The organism is Aureibacillus halotolerans, from assembly GCF_004363045.1.
GTDB lineage: Bacteria > Bacillota > Bacilli > Bacillales > DSM-28697 > Aureibacillus > Aureibacillus halotolerans.
Window position 1 is genome coordinate 17,935 of record NZ_SNYJ01000022.1, and the last position, 19,371, is coordinate 37,305.

Here is a 19,371-nt window from a genome sequence, read left to right on the forward strand (position 1 = left end):
AACCATATTCAAGGAGGTCGTTTCACTTGTTAAAGCCGTTAGGTGATCGCATCATAATTGAGCTAGTTGAATCTGAAGAATCCACTGCAAGTGGCATTGTATTGCCAGACTCTGCCAAAGAAAAGCCACAAGAAGGTAAAGTTGTTGCTGTTGGCGCAGGAAACGTGAAGGACAATGGCGAACGCGTCGCATTGGAAGTATCAGAAGGAAATCGTATCATCTTTTCAAAATATGCGGGAACTGAAGTGAAATACCAAGGCACTGAATACTTAATCATTCGCGAAAGCGACATTCTTGCAATCGTAGAATAGCACATAGTGGCCACCAGTTGGACAGGCCTTTACATCGAACGAAAATTTAAGGAGGATTTTACTTATGGCGAAGGATATTAAGTTTAGCGAAGACGCTCGTCGTTCCATGCTCCGTGGTGTGGACGCGCTTGCTGATGCAGTAAAAGTTACACTCGGACCAAAAGGACGTAACGTCGTTCTTGAGAAAAAGTTCGGTTCTCCATTGATCACAAATGATGGTGTAACGATCGCAAAAGAAATCGAGCTTGAAGATGCATTCGAAAACATGGGTGCAAAGCTTGTTGCTGAAGTGGCAAGCAAAACAAATGACGTTGCTGGGGACGGAACAACAACAGCAACCGTTCTTGCGCAAGCGATGATTCGCGAAGGCTTGAAAAACGTAACTTCTGGCGCTAACCCAATGGGCATTCGTCGTGGGATCGAGAAGGCAACTGAAGTCGCTGTAAAAGAACTTCAAAGCATCTCTAAGCCAATCGAAGGCAAAGAATCCATTGCACAAGTGGCATCTGTTTCTGCTGCTGACAATGAAGTTGGTCAATTGATCGCAGCTGCAATGGAGCGCGTTGGAAACGACGGCGTTATTACCATTGAAGAGTCTAAAGGGTTCTCTACAGAGCTTGAAGTTGTCGAAGGAATGCAATTCGACCGCGGCTACGCATCACCATACATGGTGTCTGACCAGGACAAAATGGAAGCTGTACTTGAAGATCCATACATCCTTGTGACAGACAAAAAAATCTCTAGCATTCAGGAAGTTCTTCCTTTGCTTGAGCAGGTTGTTCAACAGAGCCGTCCAATCCTTATCATCGCTGAAGATGTTGAAGGCGAAGCATTGGCGACACTCGTATTGAACAAACTTCGTGGCACATTTAACGCTGTGGCTGTAAAAGCACCTGGTTTCGGTGACCGTCGTAAAGCAATGCTTGAAGACATCGCTGTATTAACTGGCGCAGAAGTAATCACAGAGGACCTTGGTATCGACTTGAAATCCGCAACGATCAACCAGCTTGGTCGCGCATCTAAAGTCGTTGTCACAAAAGAAAACACTACTGTTGTTGAAGGTGCTGGACAAGCAGACCAAATCGCTGGTCGCGTAAGCCAAATCCGTGCACAAGTAGAAGAAACAACGTCTGACTTCGACAAAGAAAAGCTTCAAGAGCGCTTAGCTAAGCTTTCTGGCGGCGTTGCTGTCATCAAAGTTGGCGCAGCGACTGAAACTGAATTGAAAGAGCGTAAACTACGCATCGAAGACGCCCTTAACTCTACACGTGCAGCAGTAGAAGAAGGCATCGTATCCGGTGGGGGAACAGCGCTTGTAAACATCTACAACAAAGTCGCTGAAATCGACGCTGAAGGCGACATAGAAACTGGTGTCAAAATCGTTCTACGTGCCCTCGAAGAGCCAGTTCGTCAAATCGCACATAACGCAGGCCTTGAAGGCTCCGTCGTTGTTGAGCGCTTGAAAAACGAACAAATCGGTGTTGGCTTCAACGCCGCTACTGGTGAATGGGTCAACATGATCGAAGCCGGTATCGTCGATCCAACAAAAGTAACACGTTACGCTCTACAAAACGCAGCATCCGTATCGGCAATGTTCCTCACAACAGAAGCCGTGATTGCTGACAAGCCTGAAGAAAACGCTGGTGGCGCTCCTGATATGGGCGGCATGGGCGGTATGGGTGGAATGGGCGGCATGATGTAACAATTCACCGGAAAACCCTTGTGCCCCAAGGGTTCCGGCGTTTGAAAACAGCCTTTTTCGAGAGAAATATCACATAAATATCACATTTCTCCCGAGAAAAGTTCAGCTCGCCCCAATATTGAGGATGGCACCGAAGGTCTCTGCGACTCTTTTCGTGTCATCCTCTTTTGTTTTCTTGGTAACGTGAGTGTATATCTTTAATGTGGTTTTCGCGTCCTCATGTCCGACCCGTTCCATGATGCTTGGTAAAGCTACTTTCGCAGCAGTGAGCATTGAAATGTGTGTGTGTCTAAAAATATGTGGTGTAGCCTTTTTGGTTTCACTAATGGAAGTCTTGTCCAAGAGTCTTTCCATACGTGTAATTAATGTTTTTGGTATAAAAGGATAACCGTTCGGTCGAGCGAACATGAAGTTTTCATCATGGTATTCTTCTGGCTCGGCAAGTAGACGTAATCTGCTTTGTTGCACTTTCAATGGTCTGAGCATCTCCATAATCTCATCTGCCACAGCAATAGTCCTTACTGACCCCTCCGTTTTTGGTGGCGTCAATTCGTATTTCCTCATATTGTTATCTTCATTATAAAGCGTTTTTGTTATTCGGATTGTTTGTTTAGCAAAATCACAGTCCGACCATTTAAGAGCGCACAACTCTCCTGGGCGCATCCCTGTAAATGCCATTAAAAAGAACCTTTCTTTGTCTAGGTCTAGACCATGCTTTGTTGTTGCTTTTAAGAATTGATTTAATTCGTCGACCTCCAAGTATTTTTCTTCTATCGTCTCTTTTTCTATCTCCTCTACTGAACGCCTTTTTTTAGGAACGATAGCACCATCTGCAGGACTCATCTTAATCAGCTTATCTCGTATAGCATATTTGAAAATCATACCTGCACATGAATTGACGCCGCTTATCGTTGTTCGAGCGTAATCTTCATCGGTTAGATCAATTAATATATTTTGATACATTTTGTGGCTGATCTTCGCTATATTAACGCTGGCAATGTACCTACATAATATGTTGATCTCTTTTTGTCTTATCCTGACAGAAGATCGTTTAACTCCACTTGCTGCATAAACAAGGATCCATTCATTAGCGACCATCTGAAATGTTTTTTTCCGAACTCTCTTCTCATCGATAAGATCCTCACTTAATTCCCGAAGCGCCTTTTCTACTTTACTTGCAGTTTCTTTTCGAGTTTTTCCACGTCTTCGTAACTGTCTCCGCTTGCCAGTTACAGCATCGGTTGGACCGTCAGCAACACATTCCCAGACACCTTTTTTTACCTCTCTACAATGCATTTTTCTCACCTCCTTTCATTAAAGGCTTTCACAAACTAGCCCATTACCGTCGCCGTCCAATCCATGAGGGTCGTTTGCAGGGTCGTTCGCCTCATAAAATGTCTGTGCATCCTTCTGAGATTCAAAGTCACTACAATTTTTGTCTTCAAAATCAACTGATTTTTCGTCAAGCTCATCTGTTTCTACTTCGACTGCTACCGTAAACCCGTCTTCTGTCACATGGCCAGGTATACTCCAGATGCCAATACCTTCGTCGCGAGCGATTTCCTCAGCGGCAACAAAATCATCTTGATATTTATATGGAGGATCGTACACATACGCATACCGAGCGAGTCCTTCTTCAAGCAACATCTGATTATAGTTCTGTCCATCGATCCATATGTACCCTAGCAAACGATCGTATTTGTCTTTAATAGGACCGTCGTATTCCAATTGGACTACTTCACCCGCGAGAACGTCCTTAGCAAATGCCGATGCCTCGGGTCCGAACAGTTGAACAGGCTCATTCGGATGCACTGTTTCAGGGGTATCTACCAGTAACAAACGGACTGATTCCTCTTTGCCATCAAAACTAATCTCTATTGTGTCGCCGTCCACAATCCGTGTAACTGTTGCATTCACAACTTGGCCATCGTCTTGTATTTCAGCAACGCTTGGCATATCGACAGATGGAGCTTGTTGGCATCCAGTTAAAAACAGACCGATAGTAATAAGTAAGTGTGATTTCTTCATTGCCTTGACTCCTTTTAAGAATGTATGTTCGTGTTGAGGGTTAAAAATAAAAAGGCCAGATGACCTCACAGGTTTAATATTTTTTCAAATGTGCAATTTCACGAGGGACGCCATATAAAGTGGCAGCATCGGAAATCGTTAGTGCAGTATCCCCCAGCTTGTACAACTCTTCATCGTGCATGAGTAGCTCTACAGCAAACATATTTGCTTCCTGTTCCACTTTGTCCACTGAATAAAGCGTCTTGTGGCGAAGGAAAGGCGTATTAATCTCCCGATGCAATTGCGAGTGTCCTAATTCATGAGCGCAGGTAAACGTCTGTTCTGCGCAATTCAAATTGGAATTCACAAAAATGTACTGAGCTCTTCTAATGTATTTGTAAAACCCCATGATCTCTTCATGCATGTCTTGTTTAACTACAGAAATCTTCTGCTCTGAAGCGATTTCAAAAGGGTTGTTAGTCCTATATCTGTTAATTAATAAATTGACCCTCTCTTTAATCCACATACTGCTCATCCCCTAAAGCTTGTCGTCGTTTTTTCTATGTTTTTTTGGGATGTACTTTTTGTTGATTCGTGTTGTTTGCCTTTCAGCATACTCCAAGGCTTCAAGTAGTGACTCAATCGCTTCTTCACTCATAGGCTCCCCGGAAAAACTTAACCCTTCAGTGTCGTTGCCGGCCATTAAGTCTTCTCGCATTTTCTTCATGCGTCTAGCGATGTCGCGTTCATCTTTATCTGTAAGTACATCATCTTTCTGCGCCATCTTTTCTTGGTCAGACTTTTCTTCTTCATCTTCATTTAAAAGGTAATCGACTGTCACACCGAAATGGTTTGATATTTTTTGTAGTGTCGCATAATTCGGCTGTCTTTTATCGATTTCATACATACCTAGGGAGCTTTTCGAAATTTTTATTTTGTCAGCCAGATCTTGTTGTGACAGGTTATTCTTTTTTCTTAAACGAGATATTTTTTCACCCAATGACATCGTAATTTCGCCTCCATGGCGTATTTATATCACAAATTGTGATCAAAGAAACTATAAATCACAAAAAGTGATCGAAAATCATTGACAAGCCACGTAGTGTGATTTAATATGTGATTAAGAGTTGTTCACGATATGTGATCGGAGGTGCAGAATGATCAACCATACTATGAGAAAGCTTCGAGGCGAATTATCACAAAGAGATCTAGCTAAAGAACTCGGAATCCCTCAATCTACGTACGCGATGATTGAAACGAACCAACGTTTCCCTCGAAGGGATTTGCAGATGAAGTTAGCCAATTATTTTGATGTCACAGTCGATGAGCTTTTTTTTAATCAAATCGATCACGAATCGAGATCGAAAACAAATTCAGCCTAAGGAGGTGATCACATGATTTCAATGCAGTTTGAAAAACAATTCATAGAGCAGCTTGCTGAGCAACTATCAGACCGAGTCGCTGAACTTGCAATCGAGAAAATGAAGGATCGTTTGAATAACAACCTTCCATATCTAATGACTAGAACGCAAACTATGGAATTTCTACAATGCGGTTCTACTGTCATGGCCGAACTAATGGCACGACCTGATTTTCCGGTTTTTGATGAAGCTGGTAAGAAGGTCCATACAAAAAAGCTGTTGGCTTGGGTTGATAGTAAAACACGTGGTCCACAAGCAGAACCTCGATTGCAGAAGCAACTCGGGATTGTCTAACTACATTATCTATGAAACAACTAAATATTTGGAGGCGAACAAAATGCAGAACAAAAACCAAGGAGGGCGAATTTATCGGGCGTCAGCGATAAAGGATATCTTGAGAATTGCAAGGGAGCGCAGTTGTCAAGCAGAACGGCGCACCAAAAAGTGGTTAGCGGAAGAACTTGGCATTACGACAGTCAGGTTGACGGGAATTGAGCAAGGCACTTCACAGGTTCCATTGGATCTAGCGATCGCTTGGTGCGATGCCGTAGGGGACAAGGTGGCAAAGCAAAAGATCCTCTACATATATGGAGTTGCCTTACCGCCAACGGATCCGCGCCTACTGGAAAGCGTGCCGGCACAATTTATCAATTTTCAATCAGAGTTACGTGAAGCGATAGATCAGATTGAGATATTTAAGCAAGTTTATTTAGATATTCGACCTGGACGACCATTGAAAGAAAATCATTTGGAAGTTGCAAAAAGAGCAATGAAGCAAGTAATGGATGTAAAGCAAGCAAGTCAGTGTCTGTCAGCTGCAGTTGAAAAAGCAATTGGTATAAGTGTTGAACAAACCATGAGCAGTTGGGTGCAACAAGCGGTTGCAGATGGTGTTGTTATGAGGTCCATCGATGACTACGAGGACTATGCTAAAGACAGGATGTACGAAGAGCACGTTCGTGAGTTTCTAGGAGCTCAGGGGGTGATGGCATGAATCCAAACGTGATGCCTGGTGAACTAGCGGAGTTTAATCGATTGAAAGAAAAAGTAGAGAAGCATCTTGAATGGGCCCGATTGGATAAGGACGAATTAACCACAGAAAAGTTTCGTCAGTCGGAAATTTACGTTTTTCTTGCTTATCAATGCATGCAAGAAATGGAGCTCATGATTAAGAGAAAAGAAGAACATGATCGTGAGGTCGCAAAAGCGATTGTTGCAAAGCATTTTGCACGAGGAATCAGAATCGCAGTTGTTAGGAGAGGTTCATTTTGAAGATCATGCCTAAGATGTGGTTGGCAATGAGTGATTTTGAGAAGCAGTTGTTGTTAAAAGCTTACGTAAAGACAAATAAAAAAAGAGACGCTGTTTAAGCGACCCAATTACCTAAAACAATTGTAACACCGCATCACTCGGCAGGCAAGTTCCTGCCGTAATGCTTAGGAGCAGAACCCTCCACTGCACGGCAGCCTAGGCATTACGGTGTGAATTTCCCACCAATCCTATGAAAGGAGAGTCAGTATGGCATCGTTACGAGTTGCAAAAATTTCATTGCGAATCGAAAGAATCTTAACCAACTTGCAAGAAGAAACAGAGCTTCATGCGGACCATGCGAATTTCCCTATGAAGGTTTGGCATGCAAAAGAACTATTGGAGTATGTGTCACAGCTAGAAGGAGAACTAAACTTCTACGAAACAAGGGGTCTATGGAGTGCCATTGATGTTGCTTCCTCTGAAATTAACAAATTAGAACAACGGCAAAGTAATTCGGCTGACCCTAGCAAGAATGAGAAGGAGGATAACGATGACTGACGCACTATTGGATGGATTGTTGTGTGAGTCCTGCGGAGACTTGATTGACGGTGAGACAACAGGCTATCCGCGTAAATGCGATGACTGTGAGGAGGAATATTAATGCTTAAAGACACGCAGGAACAAGAACCATCTGTCCTTTGCAAATGCGACGTGTGTGGAGACGACATACACGAAGGCTACGCATACCGCATCATTGACGACCGTGTGATCTGTGACAACCACGATTGCATGTACAACTTCGTTTTGAAAGAAAGTGTGGTGATTAGCGCATGAGTAGGTTACAGCAAATACGCAGGAGCAAGGAAATTGCTTTCTACATCGTCTGCCACTTCCGTGTGTTGGGCGAAGAGGCTGTATATCAATTGTCCAATCGTTTCAACGTTTCCGAACAAGAGATTCAGCGCATTTTTGAACAAAACAAAAACGACCAGCTGGCAGGCTGATCGCAGAGGGTCCATCTATAGGTTTGTACCCCTATTATAGGGGACCCTCCCAAAATTGACAAGGAGGATGAAAATGACAGCACCTAACGTATTGATCTCTACGGCTGATATGGACCGTAAAGAGTGGCTTGAGCAACGCAAAAAAGGCATAGGTGGCTCAGACGCCTCAGCCGTTGCAGGGTTTAACAAATATCGCTCTCCTATCCAAGTGTACCTTGAGAAGATCGGAGAAGCTCCAGACATGGACGAACCGTCAGAAGCTGCATACTGGGGCAACGTTATGGAGGATGTTGTTGCTAGAGAGTTTGCGACGCGAACAGGGATGAAGGTCCGCAAGCGTAACGCTATCCTAGTCCATCCTGAACACACATGGATGCTCGCTAACGTTGATCGCTTGATTGTCGGCAAGAACGAAGGGCTTGAATGCAAAACAGCCTCAGCCTTTTTGTCGGCACAATGGGACGGCGAAGAGATACCGGACGCCTATTTACTCCAATGCCAACACTATATGGCCGTCACAGGATACGACGCATGGTGGATTGCTGTACTGGTTGGGGGCAACAAATTCGTACACAAGCGCATTGAGCGAGATCAAGAGCTTATTGATAACTTGATCGAGATTGAACGAGCATTTTGGGAAGACCATGTGCTTGCTGCTATCCCTCCAGAAATGGACGGGTCGGAAGCATCTACGGTCCTGTTAAGCGCCATGCACCCTATGTCGGAGCCTGACAGCAAGATTTCCCTTCCTGCTGAATCATCCACTCTGGCAGAAGCATTGCTACAGGTGAAATCCGAATTGAAAGACCTCACTGAACGCAAAAATGAATACGAGAACAAATTGAAAGCTCAGATGGGATCGAATGAGAAGGGCGAGGCTGGCACTTACACAATCCGTTGGAAAAGCTACACGCAGAACAGAGTGGATAGCAAACGCTTGAAAGAAGAGTGCCCTGACATCTATACACGTTACTCCAAGGAAACGAATGCACGGAAGTTTGAAGTCAAGGAGGCGGCTATCTAATGGCTACTAACCAATCAATGAAAAACCAAATGGCAAACAAGCAGAACAACGCCAAGGACGCACCACAGGATCCCAGTAAAACGATTGCGGCTTATATGAAGAAGATGGGCCCGAAAATCGAAAGCGCTTTGCCGAACCACATCAATGCTGATCGAATGGGGCGCATCGCCTTAACAACCATCCAGCAGAATCCTGCGCTTTTAGAGTGTACCATCCCATCACTTTTGGGAGCGACACTACAGGCTGCTCAATTGGGGTTGGAACCTGGGCTGATCGGTCATTGTTACTTCGTTCCTTTCAACAACAAAAAGAAGGGGCCGAACGGTAAAGATGTCTGGCAGAAGGAAGTAACGTTCATTATCGGATACAAAGGCATGATCGACTTGGCACGACGCTCTGGACATATCGAAAGCATTTATGCTCAGGCGGTCTACAGCAACGATGAATTTGAATATGAGTTTGGGCTAGATCCTAAGCTGGTTCACAAACCTTCATTGTCTGACCGTGGTGACTTCTTCGCGGTATATGGCGTAGCCAAGTATAAGGATGGCGGCTTTCATATTGAGGTATTAGGCAAGGACGAGATTGAGAAAATCCGCAAGCGCTCAAAAGGTGGCGAGAAAGGTCCTTGGGTAACGGACTACGAGGAAATGGCAAAGAAAACCGTTGTTCGTAGGATGTTCAAATATCTGCCGATCTCCATTGAAGTACAGCAAGGAGCAGCGCAAGACGAGACGATCAGGAAAGACGTCACAGAAGAAGCTCGTTCCATCAATGAAGATATTTTCGACATGCCGACGGGTGATCCACCAGGTGAACCAGAGCCTGAACCCGAAGCAGAGCAACCACAAGAGCCTGAAAAAGATTTCAGCGATGATGAGATCGACGACCTGTTCAAGAGTGATAAGAAGTGATCCACATACAGATACCTGAAATATACGTAGGACTGGCTCAGGGGTTTAACGACCCCAAGAGCGCCTACAGTAAGTACGTGAGGAATTACATCAGTTACACAGAGCCTTACCTAGTGCTCAAGAAGATAGATGGTAGAGTCGCCATCTGTGAAAGGAAGGAGAGGGACGAATGAAATTCTTCAACCAACGTAATGCATTTTATGATCGGCTCGAAGGAAATCAACTGTCATCATCGGCAATCAGCTTGTGGTACGCATTGATGTACACAAATGACAAGGCAGGATGGACAGACGAGTTTTCGGTAGCCGCATCAGTATTATCGTTACGTGCCGGGGTTTCAGTAAGAACCCTCTCAACTGCTAGAAATGAACTGAAACAAAAAGGTCTGATTGATTTCAAATCTCGGAAAGGGAACCAAGCGGCAATCTACACCATTTTAGACTTGTGCGCAAATATTGCTCGCAATCCTTCCGACAATGCTTCCAACAAACGTTCCGACAATGCTTCCGACAGTCCTTCCACATTACTTCAAGAGAATAGAGAAGAAGAGAAAAGAAAAGAAGGTGAAGACGTGCGCGAGAACTCTTTCACATTTTACGAGAAAAACTTCGGTGTCTTGAATCCATTTATCTCAGAGTCAATCGGCAAGTGGTGTGACGATCTGACAGACGAGCATGTTGTCGAAGCCCTTGAAATCACCCTGAAAAACAACAAAAACAGCTTTCGCTATGCCGAAGCCATTCTGCGTGAGTGGCAGTCTCTCAATCTACTGACCATCGAAGACGTGAGGACTCACGAATCCCATAAGAATCAAGGACGCAAAGGCAAGGCTCGTCCGAAGAGCAACGGCAATGTCGCTCAGTTTTCGGATTACTCGAAGTACAATTTACCGTTTTAGGAGGGCTATCGTGAAGTCATTACAGGAGACAAAAATCTTTCGAAACCCTGCTAACAGAGTGCTTGAAGAGTTTGTTTGCGAGAGGTGCAAACGGCATGTTAAACGCATGGAAATGGTCATTCCTGTCGGTCCTCGTAAGGGCGAAAAAGTGGTCAATGACATGGGGTGCAAGTGCGAGGACATTCAACTGGCTAAGGAGTCGCAGGAGCGTTATAAGCGCTTGAAGCAGCAGAAGAAGCTAGAAGTTTTTGATCGCTTCTCCCTCATGAATAAGGACCTTGAGGACGCATCATTCGATAACTACAATCCAGGGGCGTTTCGTGAGCAATACGAGGTTGCTAGACAGTACGCCAGAGAGTTCCCCAAGAACGACAAGATCAATTTGTTTTTTCAAGGGAGCTTTGGCACGGGCAAGAGCCATCTGTCAGCCTCAATCAAGCATGAGGTGCAAGCGAGAGGCTTTACAACCATCCTGATCAGCGTCCCAAGGCTATTTACGCAGATTAAGAGCAGTTGGTCGCATAAGGAATTTACTGAGGCTGACGTGATGGAAGCTCTTGCAACGGTTGATCTTTTGATCGTGGACGACTTAGGGGCAGAGGATTCCGATGCAAATTGGGGCAGCAGTAAGCTCTTCGAGACGCTTGACCAAAGGGCAGGACGTCATACCATCTACACAACCAATTTGGGCAAAGGTGAAATGACTGAGGATAAAAAGAAGGCGCGCAGATTTTCGCGCTTGATGGGCAAGTCGCAAATCGTTGTTATGAACGGCGAGGACTACCGAATGAAAGATTTAATGGGGTGAATTAGATGTGCAAGCAATGCAACGGAACAGGCGACATGTCAGTTGTTACATCGTCGTCATTGATCATACAGCCGTGTGTCTGCTGCTCAGATAGCGAGCATGAGGCACGGAGGCGGAAGTCCATCAGGGACATAGTAGATTTAAAACGCAGAATCGCAGAGCAGGAGGCATTGGCTGTTGGCTGAGTTGTTACAAAGCGTTAAGGATCAATATATCAATCAGTTGCTAGATAGCGAGTATTACGAGCATGTTGACGGGCGGCAGCTTTATGAGTTGTCGGTTGCAGAGTTAAAAAATCTATTGGATGAGGTGAGGGGATGAGTGATTTCTGCTTAGGTCAAAAAGTCTCGTTCGCCCGATCCCTAGTAAAACAAAAGGATTACGCTGTCGAGTATGACAACCTGACTGACGAGGAAAGAGAAGGCATTACATTAGAGCGCTATAAGGCTAAAGCCCACGGCGATAAACAGGGGTTTGTATCAGGAAAAAGGACGATGGTGACAGCGTTTGATTTAACAGAAGTTAATGACGAGTTTGATGGATGGCGCCTCACTCAAACGCATCAACAATGGGAAACGGTGTATCTGGTTGCTTGCGATATGCGGAGGCTTTACAGGGTGCGTGAAGAGGATTTAGTGGAGGTGTTGGTCAATGGAGACTAACAAGATTTATCAGGGTAATTGCTTGGATGTTCTAAAGACGTTACCGAACGCATCCTGCCAAACGGTTGTGACCAGCCCCCCCTATTACGGGTTGCGAGATTATGGTGTCGATGGACAGCTTGGGCTTGAAGAAACCGTTGAGGAATACGTTTCTAACCTAGTGAAGGTCTTCAGGGAAGTGCGACGAGTGCTGAAGGATGACGGAACAGTTTGGCTCAACCTGGGAGATAGTTACGCTGGCAGTGGAAAAGGAGCGACCAAGGATAAGGGGCAGCCGAAACACAAATATATTCCGGATCCCAAAAGCATAGCTACAACCTTACCCAAAAGCCCTGCTGGTCTTAGTCCGAAAAACCTCATCGGCATACCTTGGCGCGTTGCATTTGCTTTGCAGGCAGATGGTTGGATTTTGAGGTCTGATGTTGTTTGGAACAAGCCTAACGCTATGCCTGAGAGCGTACGTGACAGACCTACAAAGGCTCATGAGTATATCTTTCTCTTAGCCAAAAATCAAAGTTACTACTATGACAATGATGCGATAAAAGAAAAGGCGGTCGATGGTGATCCAAACCCACCGAGAGGTTCAAGGGGTGTAACGTCATCCCCGAACCTAGGGACTCGAAAGCAAGACCTGCTTGGAAAGCGAACCTATTCTGGTTTTAATGCTCGATATAAACCTTTGCTGAAAAGAAACAAACGTACAGTGTGGACAGTGGCGACAAGACCAAGGAAAGAGGCTCATTTCGCCACATTCCCAGAACAGTTGATTGAGCCATGTGTTTTATCAAGTTGTCCTGAAGAAGGGGTTGTATTAGATCCATTCTTCGGAGCAGGAACCACGGGAAAGGTTGCGATGCGCTTTAATCGGAGGTACTTAGGTATTGAGCTTAATCCAGCGTATATCAAGATCGCTGAAAATTATCTATCTGGTGTGCAGATGGAATTACTAAATGAATTGTGAATGGAGTGGTGGAAATGAGCGAGAAATCTATTGGAAAAGTTGAGATAAAGGATCTTGTAGAGATCAATGTGGCTGAAATCAGAGAAGGTGATTGCTTTGTTTGGGAAGGCGAAGAGGTTAAAGGCCTGACCATCGGCAAGCGGTATGAAATTTTTCTTCACAAAGGAAATTTCGTTCATAAAAGGGATGATGGCACTCCTTTAAGCGCAGAAATAGGTTTTAAAGACAAACGGTATTATCGCAGGGTAAAACCAGTTCAGCCGAAAGAAGATGACCGTCTCAGAGAAGATTACGAAGCGCTCAAGAAAACACATTTGGCGCTACAAAAGGCTCATGATAACCGCGTTGAACGCGTAGAGGCGCTTGAACGGCAGAACAAGGCGTATCAGACTTTGCTTTTATGTGAGTGGGAGGGGAGCAAATGAGTAGCATCCGTGAACAGATCCTTCGTACTCAAGCGCTGGAACTTGCTCGAAAACTAGAATTGAAAAGCAAGCAGATACAGGTTGAGATTGGCAAGGCTGATCCATACAAAGAAAAGGTCCCATTTATGGAGGTCAAGGTTGGCTTGAAATTGGCGAACGACGCATTGGAAGACATGGCTTTGGTAGTTGGTCGTTGGGAAGGCATGGCAGAGGAAGTGAGGTGGCGTAAGGATGAGAAAGATTAAATCCTCGCAAGCCAACAGAGGGATGCCATTCGAGCATCTGATCACCGTATCAAACGACATGTACCACCGCAAGGGCATTGCAGTCATTAATAAGCGACCAACGCCAGTCAAGGTGCTCAAAGTGACGGGAAATAAACTTATTGGGCATTACGAGGCTCCAAGTACGGTTGATTACGACGGAGTGTACGCAGGTAGAGCCATCTGTTTTGAGGCTAAATCAGTCCATACAGATACTAGATTCGAGCTTAAAAACCTTCATGCCCACCAAGTACAGCACTTGCAGGATTGCGAGGCACAAGGAGCTGTGTGCTTCCTGCTGATCGAGTTTGCGGTTGAACGAAAGGTGTTCTTGTGTCCCTTCTCCAACATCCTGTTTTACGTCATGGGCGCTGCTAGTGGAGGACGCAAGAGCATACCGCGCGCAGACTTTGATAGTTTTGCGTACGAGGTGAAGTCTGGACGGGCGGCGCTTGATTATCTGGCTGTATTGGACAGCATAGGCGGTGTTTTCCGTGACTCGCAGAGTGGTTGAAACAAAGGCTGTTTCGGCTGATCGAGAACGCTTGCTGGTGGTTACTGTTTACGAGGAAGGCATTAACAAAGAGTTTATCAGGCGCCAAAACATCTACAGCAAGAGGCATGATGTGCTTGTTAAGAGTGGCAGTCAGTACGATTTCAAAGATTAGGAGGGTGACATGGCAAAGAGTGATGTGACAAAAATGCTTGAAAGGCGAATTTACCTTTCCACACGAAAACTCGGAACCTTCGCCTGTTTTGAAGTAACAATCGGCAAAGAAGGTCGAGAACGAGTTGATTATATGACCTACGACACGAAAGGCATCTGGCGCTGTTATGAGATTAAATGCTCTGTATCTGACTTTCGGAGCACCGCCAAAAAGACGTTCGTCGGTCACTACAATTATTTTGTTCTGACTCCTCAGCTCTATGAAAAAATTCAAGATGAAATCCCTGTAGGCATCGGAGTGTATGTATGGGGGGATTCGGTTAAAAGAGCTAAGCGACAAGCATTGATGGTCGATGAGGACATTTTGAAATATTCCATGATTCGTTCGCTACATCGTGAAGCTACGAAGTCATATATGCAGAAAATAAATGAAAAGAAGGCGATCGCATGGTAGTGCTATCAGTTGTTCAGCCCGAAAAAGAACTCACCCAATTGGAGTGGCAACGCAAGGTGATTTTGGAAGAGCATGAAGAGGCGAAAGAAGCCAGTTTAGAAGCATGGCGTAAGGAATTGAGGAATCGGATTGAATAACCCAACGGCATACAACCATTTGGTCGAGGTTTTTGGCGAGGACAAAGCAAAATTGATTGGATTCGGAGGCTTTACATTTGAGGCGGTGCATTATCTCTCAAACGAACAAGCTGCGGCAGCGGTGAAAATGATTGAAAAAGAACGCGCTGAGAAGGCAGCGAGGGAGGAAGAAGATGGGCAAACCGATCACTCCTAGCGTAAACGATCTACTCAAACTGTCTAATGACGAATTGAGAGAGGCGCTGGTGGAGCTTAACAGCATGTCGTTGAGGCATCTGTGTCGTAATTGTATTAAAACCATTCATGATTATAAAGAACACGTGAAATACGAGGATAAAGAGAAGCAAGAGTTGCATGGGATCCTGAATAACATCAGCGACATTATTGAGAGGGGGAGACAAGGTGAAAGTTAAAGTGGGTGATTTTTATGCTAATGAAACAACGAGCAGTCTCGGAAACGAAAAAAACATTATGTATGTTAGAGAAAAAACTGATTATCCAGGGATTTATAAAACGGAAAATTTGTTTTTAATCGACGAACGAACGGTTGATCTGTATCGAAGTGAATGGGTTGAGGATTTCGTTGAAAGGCACGCAACAAATGCCGAGATAAAAAAATACCTTGAAGAACGTCAATCATACGTGAGTTTAAGGACTTATAGCGAGGTTGTTACAGGAATCAAAATACAATAAAAAACGCCCCTCCTGGGACGCATACCTGTAGTAATTATACCACAGGAGGGGTCAACAGTGAAGAAAATTGAGGTTGACGCACAGACGATGACGGCCAGTATTCCGGCGGATGAAAACAGTGTATATGTCGTTAGAGACGGAATGGTCTATCAAGTCTCTTGCCCCTCATCTGGTTATGGAGAGCACGAATTGAGGTGGCTTGGCGGTAGAGTAGACACTTGCAAAGAAATTAAAACTCATAAATTCGGAGCGTGATAGCATGGATCAATTAGAAAAGGTGTTCGACTTTGATGGCCATAATGTCCGCACTTGTTTAATAGACGGGAAACCTTGGATTGTTGCAAAGGACGTTGCAGACATTCTTGATTTCAGAGATACAAACGCAATGACGAGACACCTAGATGATGACGAATCCATACACGTCCAACTGACGGGTATGAACATGAAGTCAACTCTCGTAAGCGAATCAGCCTTATATTACGCAGTTCTTAGAAGTAAAAAGCCAGAGGCGAAACAATTTCGCCGATGGGTAACAGATGAAGTGCTTCCGTCCATACGAAAAACAGGGTCCTATGAATCAAAACCAAGCTACATGATAGATGATCCCATCGAGAGAGCGCAGCAGTGGATAAACGAGCAGCAGAAAGTGAAATTATTGGAACAGAAGGCAGCCGAGTATCAGAAGAAAGCCGCTTATGTTGACCAAATACTAATGTCGAAAAGCACCGTCACAACGACGCAGATCGCCAAGGATTACGGCATGAGTGGGCAACAAATGAACCGTATCTTGCATGAGCAGGGAGTCCAGTATAAACAATCAGGTCAGTGGCTCCTTTATAGCAAGCATCATGATCAGGGATATACCAAGTCCTCCACCATTGATATTGTCCGGTCTGACGGTCGTCCAGATGTCACCATGAACACCAAATGGACGCAGAAGGGACGCTTGTTCATTCATAGAATTATGGAAAAAATGGGTTATAATGCTTTAGTGGATAAAAAAGAAGCTGTTTCATGAAAAAATTTAAGAACAAATATATATGGGGCATAAAATGTCACCATAAAAAACAAAAGGAGAATTAAAAATGAGATCAGATGCGATTTTTGATGAAAAACAGCCCGATAAATATAGGTATTGGCTTGAGAGAGTATGGGATGAGAACATAGAAAAGATGTTGTTTATCCTTTTAAATCCTAGTACTGCAGATGAGGCATATGATGACAGGACTACGGAAAGATGTATATATCATGCGAAACAGCTTGGCTATGGAGGTATGGAAGTTGTAAATGTTTTTGCACTTAGGTCAACTGATAAGGGCGCGCTCAAAGTTTGTTCCGATCCAATTGGGCCAGGTAACGATCAAGCAATTATCAAAGCAATAATTAAAGCGAGCTACATTATAGTGGGTTGGGGAGAATATGGTTCAATTAACAATAGGAACGTTATTGTGGAAGAGATGTTAGCGGATAAAACTGATTGCACTTTTTGTTTTAGGAAAAATAATGATGAGTCACCGGTTCACCCACTTTATGTGTCATACAGTACAAATCCAATACCATATTTTCAATAAGCCTAACCAAGAACTGGAGGGCACTGAATGAGCGTACACGCGCTTGTTTAGTGTCCTCTTTTTGTATTTAGAAAGGGGATCGCCATGAAAACAAAACGTAAGCCGAAAAAAGAGCAAGAGAAGCTGTCTGTGAGCGAGCTAAAGCAACTCATGGGTATGGGTCGCCAAACGTATGAACGAAGATCGGGAGCAATCCGCAGAAAGGGTGGTAAGTGATGTTTGATAAAGAGTTTACCGAGTCCTTAAAACGATTTGCTGATGGCGTCAAAAGGCTGCACGACAAAATAAAAGGCATCGCCTGCAGTGTTGCTTGGATTGATGAAGAGTACAAATATAAGTCGGATCGGTACCCACATGAGCGCCAAGGTTGGCGAACACAGCGTTTTTATATGACTAGCCAGGTGATTGACCGTAAACCGAAAAGAATAGCTGCACGGACAAGAATATAAGGGAGGCTATATGATGGGTTTAAGACTGGATATTGAAATGAGCATCCGATCCTACAGCTTTTACAAAAAAGAAATTCGTCGTCTCCAAAGAAGCCTTGTGTACCGTTTCCCGAATCCTCATGCTGGATTGGTAGCGCAAAGTGGAATTGATTCAGTGATGCCTCAAGGATCGCCAGGGAAATCATTTCCGGAACTTGTTGAAATGGATCGGAAAGAGCAGCGTCAATTTGAAAGGCTGCTAAGGTTTGAAGAACTGGTCCACGCAATCGAGAAAGATGCCGAATTGCTAGAGAAGGAAGAGGATCTAATCCTTTATGAGTGCATGATGGACGAGATGAGTTATCGAGAGATAGCCATCCACATGGGCTATAACAGGAATAAAATAAGGCAAATGAAAGAAGAAATGTTATCTGCCTTGTGCCAAAAATGCCAAAAGTGCCAGATGTTGCACGTTTTGACAAGCGAAAATTCGAAACTGTATGATGGGAGGGAGGTAGGCGCGGCAACGTCGTAACGCCTTTCTTCTGTGTAAAGATAAAGATTATAACGCCCTGCGGGGTTATTAGCGTAATAAAAGTCTAGAATTTTGGTGCATTTTCCCTTACCATTGTTTTGAAGGGAGAGATTATTTTGAGTAGCAGAATATTATACACTGCAAAAGATTACATCGAGCTGATAAATGCTGATCATCGGGGCGGGCAATTATATCATGATATTTCAGAAGAACTTCAACGTATGCTCGGTGATTCAGATGACGACAAAGGATTTTACCCTAAAGGAATGCATTTAGGAGATAACAAAAAAACAAAGCTCGTTGATTGCGAAATATACTATTTTACAAGCAAAAACTTGTTCATTTACAAGCCTGGAATTGATGGTCCTTCTACAATTAGAGTCAAGAGGTTGAATGATATTAAAGACATTTCACTGACATTAGATAGTGAACACAGTGATGAAGCAAGACTTGAGCTTGTCTTCGATAGCGGCGATATATTTGAATTCGATTCAATTAAGGATGCTCACGAGGATTATAAAATTCGCTACAGCAATAGAATTAAAGAAATATACAATAACCTTATCTAACAAGCGCCTACACTAGGTGCTTTTTTCTTTGGTGAATTGTCGAATTATGTCGGTCATTTGCTGTAGATATATGAAAAGTGTTCCCTTATCGTTATGTGTAGGGGGTGAGTAATTTATGGCAAACGAACAATTGAAAGCGCAGTTGTTAGCATCTTTGCTAGAAGATGGATTTATTGACAGAAAGAAAAACAATATCGAAAATGAACAACTAGGACCATTAGTTGAGGAAATGAAAAAGGAAAATCTTATCGCCAACATTGCTGTGGATCGTGCAGGACAAGGAAATAAGGTTGTTTTCGTCAACACTCGCGGTGCAGAAGTAACCAGTCTTGGACATGAGCTAATCCGGATATTCCAATAAATATAAAAGTTTTTATAGCATCCTACGGGGTGCTTTTTATTTTGTCTAAGGAGGATTTAGATGAGCGAAGAACAGAGATTGAAGGACATTAAAGAGGTGTCTAACAAGTGGCTTGGAGGTTTTATCCGCGGGGATTCTGCTATGAGTGATATTAGTAATATTATGGAAAAAGACTATGTAACAGTAACAAATGCTGTAATAACGGCTGTTGAAGGCAAGCCTTTGGCTTCTATTGGTGATGCCACTCTTTCGTTCTCTTCACGAAGATAGATTCCAAAACAAACTTAATATAAGGGGGCGGCGGT

General features: G+C 44.0%; 38 protein-coding genes. 34 read left to right on the forward strand and 4 right to left on the reverse strand.

Annotated elements, in window-relative coordinates; genetic code table 11:
- Positions 1–26 precede the first annotated feature (26 nt).
- Positions 27–311 (forward strand): co-chaperone GroES, encoded by a 285-nt coding sequence (gene groES / locus EV213_RS17930; RefSeq protein WP_133581946.1) that lies wholly within the window; start codon positions 27–29, stop codon positions 309–311.
- A 64-nt stretch (positions 312–375) separates the two neighbouring features.
- Entirely contained in the window at positions 376–2,013 is a 1,638-nt protein-coding gene (groL, locus tag EV213_RS17935) for a chaperonin GroEL (RefSeq protein ID WP_133581947.1), read from the forward strand.
- Positions 2,014–2,115: 102 nt separating this feature from the next.
- On the opposite strand, the gene EV213_RS17940 is transcribed toward groL, so the two are convergent.
- From EV213_RS17940 to EV213_RS17955, 4 genes are all read right to left on the reverse strand, one after another.
- Positions 2,116–3,309, reverse strand: coding sequence for a tyrosine-type recombinase/integrase (locus EV213_RS17940; RefSeq protein ID WP_133582016.1), 1,194 nt, complete (start codon positions 3,307–3,309; stop codon positions 2,116–2,118).
- 18 nt (positions 3,310–3,327) lie between these two features.
- Positions 3,328–4,041 carry a thermonuclease family protein gene (locus EV213_RS17945; RefSeq protein WP_133581948.1) on the reverse strand — a complete coding sequence of 238 codons (714 nt, stop codon included), beginning with the start codon at positions 4,039–4,041 and terminating at the stop codon, positions 3,328–3,330.
- A gap of 73 nt (positions 4,042–4,114) precedes the next feature.
- The gene (locus EV213_RS17950; protein WP_133581949.1) at positions 4,115–4,546 is read right to left on the reverse strand and encodes an ImmA/IrrE family metallo-endopeptidase; all 432 of its coding nucleotides are present in this window, start codon (positions 4,544–4,546) and stop codon (positions 4,115–4,117) included.
- 12 nt (positions 4,547–4,558) lie between these two features.
- The gene (locus EV213_RS17955; protein WP_133581950.1) at positions 4,559–5,026 is read right to left on the reverse strand and encodes a helix-turn-helix domain-containing protein; all 468 of its coding nucleotides are present in this window, start codon (positions 5,024–5,026) and stop codon (positions 4,559–4,561) included.
- Positions 5,027–5,177: 151 nt separating this feature from the next.
- On the opposite strand from EV213_RS17955, the gene EV213_RS17960 reads away from it, so the two are divergent.
- From EV213_RS17960 to EV213_RS18090, 32 genes are all read left to right on the forward strand, one after another.
- Complete coding sequence (locus EV213_RS17960; protein ID WP_133581951.1) at positions 5,178–5,402, forward strand: helix-turn-helix transcriptional regulator; 225 nt, start codon at positions 5,178–5,180, stop codon at positions 5,400–5,402.
- A gap of 12 nt (positions 5,403–5,414) precedes the next feature.
- Positions 5,415–5,735, forward strand: coding sequence for a hypothetical protein (locus EV213_RS17965; protein WP_133581952.1), 321 nt, complete (start codon positions 5,415–5,417; stop codon positions 5,733–5,735).
- 43 nt (positions 5,736–5,778) lie between these two features.
- Positions 5,779–6,435 carry a helix-turn-helix domain-containing protein gene (locus EV213_RS17970; RefSeq protein ID WP_133581953.1) on the forward strand — a complete coding sequence of 219 codons (657 nt, stop codon included), beginning with the start codon at positions 5,779–5,781 and terminating at the stop codon, positions 6,433–6,435.
- A complete protein-coding gene (locus EV213_RS17975; protein ID WP_133581954.1) occupies positions 6,432–6,713 on the forward strand; it encodes a hypothetical protein in 282 nt (93 codons plus the stop codon). The genes EV213_RS17970 and EV213_RS17975 overlap by 4 nt, the downstream gene beginning before the upstream one ends.
- 246 nt (positions 6,714–6,959) lie before the next feature.
- Complete coding sequence (locus tag EV213_RS17980; protein ID WP_133581955.1) at positions 6,960–7,250, forward strand: hypothetical protein; 291 nt, start codon at positions 6,960–6,962, stop codon at positions 7,248–7,250.
- 102 nt (positions 7,251–7,352) lie between these two features.
- The gene (locus EV213_RS20875) at positions 7,353–7,526 is read left to right on the forward strand and encodes a hypothetical protein (protein ID WP_166639400.1); all 174 of its coding nucleotides are present in this window, start codon (positions 7,353–7,355) and stop codon (positions 7,524–7,526) included.
- Positions 7,523–7,696, forward strand: coding sequence for a hypothetical protein (locus EV213_RS20880; RefSeq protein WP_166639401.1), 174 nt, complete (start codon positions 7,523–7,525; stop codon positions 7,694–7,696). The genes EV213_RS20875 and EV213_RS20880 overlap by 4 nt, the downstream gene beginning before the upstream one ends.
- Before the next feature lie 73 nt (positions 7,697–7,769).
- Positions 7,770–8,720 (forward strand): YqaJ viral recombinase family nuclease, encoded by a 951-nt coding sequence (locus EV213_RS17985; RefSeq protein ID WP_133581956.1) that lies wholly within the window; start codon positions 7,770–7,772, stop codon positions 8,718–8,720.
- Positions 8,720–9,634, forward strand: a complete 915-nt coding sequence (gene recT / locus EV213_RS17990) for a recombination protein RecT (RefSeq protein ID WP_133581957.1) — start codon at positions 8,720–8,722, stop codon at positions 9,632–9,634. Before EV213_RS17985 ends, recT begins: the two co-directional genes overlap by 1 nt.
- 169 nt (positions 9,635–9,803) lie before the next feature.
- Complete coding sequence (locus EV213_RS17995) at positions 9,804–10,532, forward strand: DnaD domain-containing protein (RefSeq protein ID WP_133581958.1); 729 nt, start codon at positions 9,804–9,806, stop codon at positions 10,530–10,532.
- Between the two features lie 10 nt (positions 10,533–10,542).
- Positions 10,543–11,340, forward strand: coding sequence for an ATP-binding protein (locus tag EV213_RS18000; RefSeq protein WP_166639402.1), 798 nt, complete (start codon positions 10,543–10,545; stop codon positions 11,338–11,340).
- A 177-nt stretch (positions 11,341–11,517) separates the two neighbouring features.
- Positions 11,518–11,661, forward strand: coding sequence for a Fur-regulated basic protein FbpA (locus tag EV213_RS18005; protein ID WP_133581960.1), 144 nt, complete (start codon positions 11,518–11,520; stop codon positions 11,659–11,661).
- Positions 11,658–12,002 carry a hypothetical protein gene (locus EV213_RS18010; RefSeq protein WP_133581961.1) on the forward strand — a complete coding sequence of 115 codons (345 nt, stop codon included), beginning with the start codon at positions 11,658–11,660 and terminating at the stop codon, positions 12,000–12,002. The genes EV213_RS18005 and EV213_RS18010 overlap by 4 nt, the downstream gene beginning before the upstream one ends.
- Positions 11,992–12,963 carry a DNA-methyltransferase gene (locus tag EV213_RS18015; protein ID WP_133581962.1) on the forward strand — a complete coding sequence of 324 codons (972 nt, stop codon included), beginning with the start codon at positions 11,992–11,994 and terminating at the stop codon, positions 12,961–12,963. The genes EV213_RS18010 and EV213_RS18015 overlap by 11 nt, the downstream gene beginning before the upstream one ends.
- 8 nt (positions 12,964–12,971) lie before the next feature.
- Complete coding sequence (locus EV213_RS18020; protein ID WP_208112781.1) at positions 12,972–13,388, forward strand: hypothetical protein; 417 nt, start codon at positions 12,972–12,974, stop codon at positions 13,386–13,388.
- The gene (locus EV213_RS18025; protein WP_133581964.1) at positions 13,385–13,633 is read left to right on the forward strand and encodes a hypothetical protein; all 249 of its coding nucleotides are present in this window, start codon (positions 13,385–13,387) and stop codon (positions 13,631–13,633) included. The genes EV213_RS18020 and EV213_RS18025 overlap by 4 nt, the downstream gene beginning before the upstream one ends.
- Complete coding sequence (locus EV213_RS18030) at positions 13,620–14,165, forward strand: Holliday junction resolvase RecU (protein WP_133581965.1); 546 nt, start codon at positions 13,620–13,622, stop codon at positions 14,163–14,165. The genes EV213_RS18025 and EV213_RS18030 overlap by 14 nt, the downstream gene beginning before the upstream one ends.
- Positions 14,146–14,319: a hypothetical protein gene (locus EV213_RS20885; RefSeq protein ID WP_166639403.1), complete on the forward strand. Its 174-nt coding sequence runs from the start codon at positions 14,146–14,148 to the stop codon at positions 14,317–14,319. The genes EV213_RS18030 and EV213_RS20885 overlap by 20 nt, the downstream gene beginning before the upstream one ends.
- 9 nt (positions 14,320–14,328) lie before the next feature.
- Positions 14,329–14,772: a hypothetical protein gene (locus tag EV213_RS18035; RefSeq protein ID WP_133581966.1), complete on the forward strand. Its 444-nt coding sequence runs from the start codon at positions 14,329–14,331 to the stop codon at positions 14,770–14,772.
- The gene (locus EV213_RS20890) at positions 14,766–14,909 is read left to right on the forward strand and encodes a hypothetical protein (RefSeq protein ID WP_166639404.1); all 144 of its coding nucleotides are present in this window, start codon (positions 14,766–14,768) and stop codon (positions 14,907–14,909) included. The genes EV213_RS18035 and EV213_RS20890 overlap by 7 nt, the downstream gene beginning before the upstream one ends.
- Positions 14,902–15,105: a hypothetical protein gene (locus EV213_RS18040; RefSeq protein WP_133581967.1), complete on the forward strand. Its 204-nt coding sequence runs from the start codon at positions 14,902–14,904 to the stop codon at positions 15,103–15,105. The genes EV213_RS20890 and EV213_RS18040 overlap by 8 nt, the downstream gene beginning before the upstream one ends.
- Positions 15,083–15,322 carry a hypothetical protein gene (locus EV213_RS18045; protein ID WP_133581968.1) on the forward strand — a complete coding sequence of 80 codons (240 nt, stop codon included), beginning with the start codon at positions 15,083–15,085 and terminating at the stop codon, positions 15,320–15,322. Before EV213_RS18040 ends, EV213_RS18045 begins: the two co-directional genes overlap by 23 nt.
- On the forward strand, positions 15,312–15,602 hold the full coding sequence (locus tag EV213_RS18050) for a hypothetical protein (RefSeq protein WP_133581969.1): 291 nt from the start codon (positions 15,312–15,314) through the stop codon (positions 15,600–15,602). Before EV213_RS18045 ends, EV213_RS18050 begins: the two co-directional genes overlap by 11 nt.
- Positions 15,603–15,659: 57 nt before the next feature.
- On the forward strand, positions 15,660–15,857 hold the full coding sequence (locus EV213_RS18055) for a DUF3954 domain-containing protein (RefSeq protein ID WP_243740261.1): 198 nt from the start codon (positions 15,660–15,662) through the stop codon (positions 15,855–15,857).
- 4 nt (positions 15,858–15,861) lie between these two features.
- Positions 15,862–16,620, forward strand: coding sequence for a phage antirepressor KilAC domain-containing protein (locus EV213_RS18060; protein WP_133581970.1), 759 nt, complete (start codon positions 15,862–15,864; stop codon positions 16,618–16,620).
- 67 nt (positions 16,621–16,687) lie between these two features.
- Complete coding sequence (locus EV213_RS18065; RefSeq protein ID WP_133581971.1) at positions 16,688–17,173, forward strand: DUF1643 domain-containing protein; 486 nt, start codon at positions 16,688–16,690, stop codon at positions 17,171–17,173.
- Positions 17,174–17,257: 84 nt separating this feature from the next.
- The gene (locus EV213_RS21250; RefSeq protein ID WP_279512777.1) at positions 17,258–17,389 is read left to right on the forward strand and encodes a hypothetical protein; all 132 of its coding nucleotides are present in this window, start codon (positions 17,258–17,260) and stop codon (positions 17,387–17,389) included.
- Positions 17,389–17,622, forward strand: a complete 234-nt coding sequence (locus EV213_RS18070; RefSeq protein ID WP_133581972.1) for a hypothetical protein — start codon at positions 17,389–17,391, stop codon at positions 17,620–17,622. The genes EV213_RS21250 and EV213_RS18070 overlap by 1 nt, the downstream gene beginning before the upstream one ends.
- 13 nt (positions 17,623–17,635) lie before the next feature.
- Positions 17,636–18,136, forward strand: coding sequence for a sigma-70 RNA polymerase sigma factor region 4 domain-containing protein (locus EV213_RS18075; protein WP_133581973.1), 501 nt, complete (start codon positions 17,636–17,638; stop codon positions 18,134–18,136).
- A gap of 116 nt (positions 18,137–18,252) precedes the next feature.
- Complete coding sequence (locus EV213_RS18080) at positions 18,253–18,705, forward strand: hypothetical protein (protein WP_133581974.1); 453 nt, start codon at positions 18,253–18,255, stop codon at positions 18,703–18,705.
- Between the two features lie 115 nt (positions 18,706–18,820).
- Positions 18,821–19,066: a hypothetical protein gene (locus tag EV213_RS18085; protein ID WP_133581975.1), complete on the forward strand. Its 246-nt coding sequence runs from the start codon at positions 18,821–18,823 to the stop codon at positions 19,064–19,066.
- A gap of 60 nt (positions 19,067–19,126) precedes the next feature.
- On the forward strand, positions 19,127–19,336 hold the full coding sequence (locus EV213_RS18090; RefSeq protein WP_133581976.1) for a hypothetical protein: 210 nt from the start codon (positions 19,127–19,129) through the stop codon (positions 19,334–19,336).
- Positions 19,337–19,371: the final 35 nt, after the last annotated feature.

Bases quoted from the DNA above. Each gene is read 5' to 3' on its own strand.
- EV213_RS18090 (WP_133581976.1), top strand. From the start codon at position 19,127: ATGAGCGAAGAACAGAGATTGAAGGACATTAAAGAGGTGTCTAACAAG.
- EV213_RS17955 (WP_133581950.1), bottom strand. From the start codon at position 5,026: ATGTCATTGGGTGAAAAAATATCTCGTTTAAGAAAAAAGAATAACCTG.
- EV213_RS17985 (WP_133581956.1), top strand. From the start codon at position 7,770: ATGACAGCACCTAACGTATTGATCTCTACGGCTGATATGGACCGTAAA.
- EV213_RS18015 (WP_133581962.1), top strand. From the start codon at position 11,992: ATGGAGACTAACAAGATTTATCAGGGTAATTGCTTGGATGTTCTAAAG.
- EV213_RS18060 (WP_133581970.1), top strand. From the start codon at position 15,862: ATGGATCAATTAGAAAAGGTGTTCGACTTTGATGGCCATAATGTCCGC.
- groL (WP_133581947.1), top strand. From the start codon at position 376: ATGGCGAAGGATATTAAGTTTAGCGAAGACGCTCGTCGTTCCATGCTC.
- EV213_RS18010 (WP_133581961.1), top strand. From the start codon at position 11,658: ATGAGTGATTTCTGCTTAGGTCAAAAAGTCTCGTTCGCCCGATCCCTA.
- EV213_RS18075 (WP_133581973.1), top strand. From the start codon at position 17,636: ATGGGTTTAAGACTGGATATTGAAATGAGCATCCGATCCTACAGCTTT.
- EV213_RS18065 (WP_133581971.1), top strand. From the start codon at position 16,688: ATGAGATCAGATGCGATTTTTGATGAAAAACAGCCCGATAAATATAGG.
- EV213_RS17945 (WP_133581948.1), bottom strand. From the start codon at position 4,041: ATGAAGAAATCACACTTACTTATTACTATCGGTCTGTTTTTAACTGGA.
- EV213_RS20880 (WP_166639401.1), top strand. From the start codon at position 7,523: ATGAGTAGGTTACAGCAAATACGCAGGAGCAAGGAAATTGCTTTCTAC.
- EV213_RS18085 (WP_133581975.1), top strand. From the start codon at position 18,821: ATGGCAAACGAACAATTGAAAGCGCAGTTGTTAGCATCTTTGCTAGAA.
- EV213_RS18025 (WP_133581964.1), top strand. From the start codon at position 13,385: ATGAGTAGCATCCGTGAACAGATCCTTCGTACTCAAGCGCTGGAACTT.
- EV213_RS21250 (WP_279512777.1), top strand. From the start codon at position 17,258: ATGAAAACAAAACGTAAGCCGAAAAAAGAGCAAGAGAAGCTGTCTGTG.
- EV213_RS20875 (WP_166639400.1), top strand. From the start codon at position 7,353: ATGCTTAAAGACACGCAGGAACAAGAACCATCTGTCCTTTGCAAATGC.
- EV213_RS18070 (WP_133581972.1), top strand. From the start codon at position 17,389: ATGTTTGATAAAGAGTTTACCGAGTCCTTAAAACGATTTGCTGATGGC.
- EV213_RS17975 (WP_133581954.1), top strand. From the start codon at position 6,432: ATGAATCCAAACGTGATGCCTGGTGAACTAGCGGAGTTTAATCGATTG.
- EV213_RS18045 (WP_133581968.1), top strand. From the start codon at position 15,083: ATGGGCAAACCGATCACTCCTAGCGTAAACGATCTACTCAAACTGTCT.
- EV213_RS18035 (WP_133581966.1), top strand. From the start codon at position 14,329: ATGGCAAAGAGTGATGTGACAAAAATGCTTGAAAGGCGAATTTACCTT.
- recT (WP_133581957.1), top strand. From the start codon at position 8,720: ATGGCTACTAACCAATCAATGAAAAACCAAATGGCAAACAAGCAGAAC.
- EV213_RS17940 (WP_133582016.1), bottom strand. From the start codon at position 3,309: ATGCATTGTAGAGAGGTAAAAAAAGGTGTCTGGGAATGTGTTGCTGAC.
- EV213_RS17960 (WP_133581951.1), top strand. From the start codon at position 5,178: ATGATCAACCATACTATGAGAAAGCTTCGAGGCGAATTATCACAAAGA.
- EV213_RS17970 (WP_133581953.1), top strand. From the start codon at position 5,779: ATGCAGAACAAAAACCAAGGAGGGCGAATTTATCGGGCGTCAGCGATA.
- EV213_RS17965 (WP_133581952.1), top strand. From the start codon at position 5,415: ATGATTTCAATGCAGTTTGAAAAACAATTCATAGAGCAGCTTGCTGAG.
- EV213_RS20890 (WP_166639404.1), top strand. From the start codon at position 14,766: ATGGTAGTGCTATCAGTTGTTCAGCCCGAAAAAGAACTCACCCAATTG.
- EV213_RS18030 (WP_133581965.1), top strand. From the start codon at position 13,620: ATGAGAAAGATTAAATCCTCGCAAGCCAACAGAGGGATGCCATTCGAG.
- EV213_RS17995 (WP_133581958.1), top strand. From the start codon at position 9,804: ATGAAATTCTTCAACCAACGTAATGCATTTTATGATCGGCTCGAAGGA.
- EV213_RS17980 (WP_133581955.1), top strand. From the start codon at position 6,960: ATGGCATCGTTACGAGTTGCAAAAATTTCATTGCGAATCGAAAGAATC.
- EV213_RS17950 (WP_133581949.1), bottom strand. From the start codon at position 4,546: ATGTGGATTAAAGAGAGGGTCAATTTATTAATTAACAGATATAGGACT.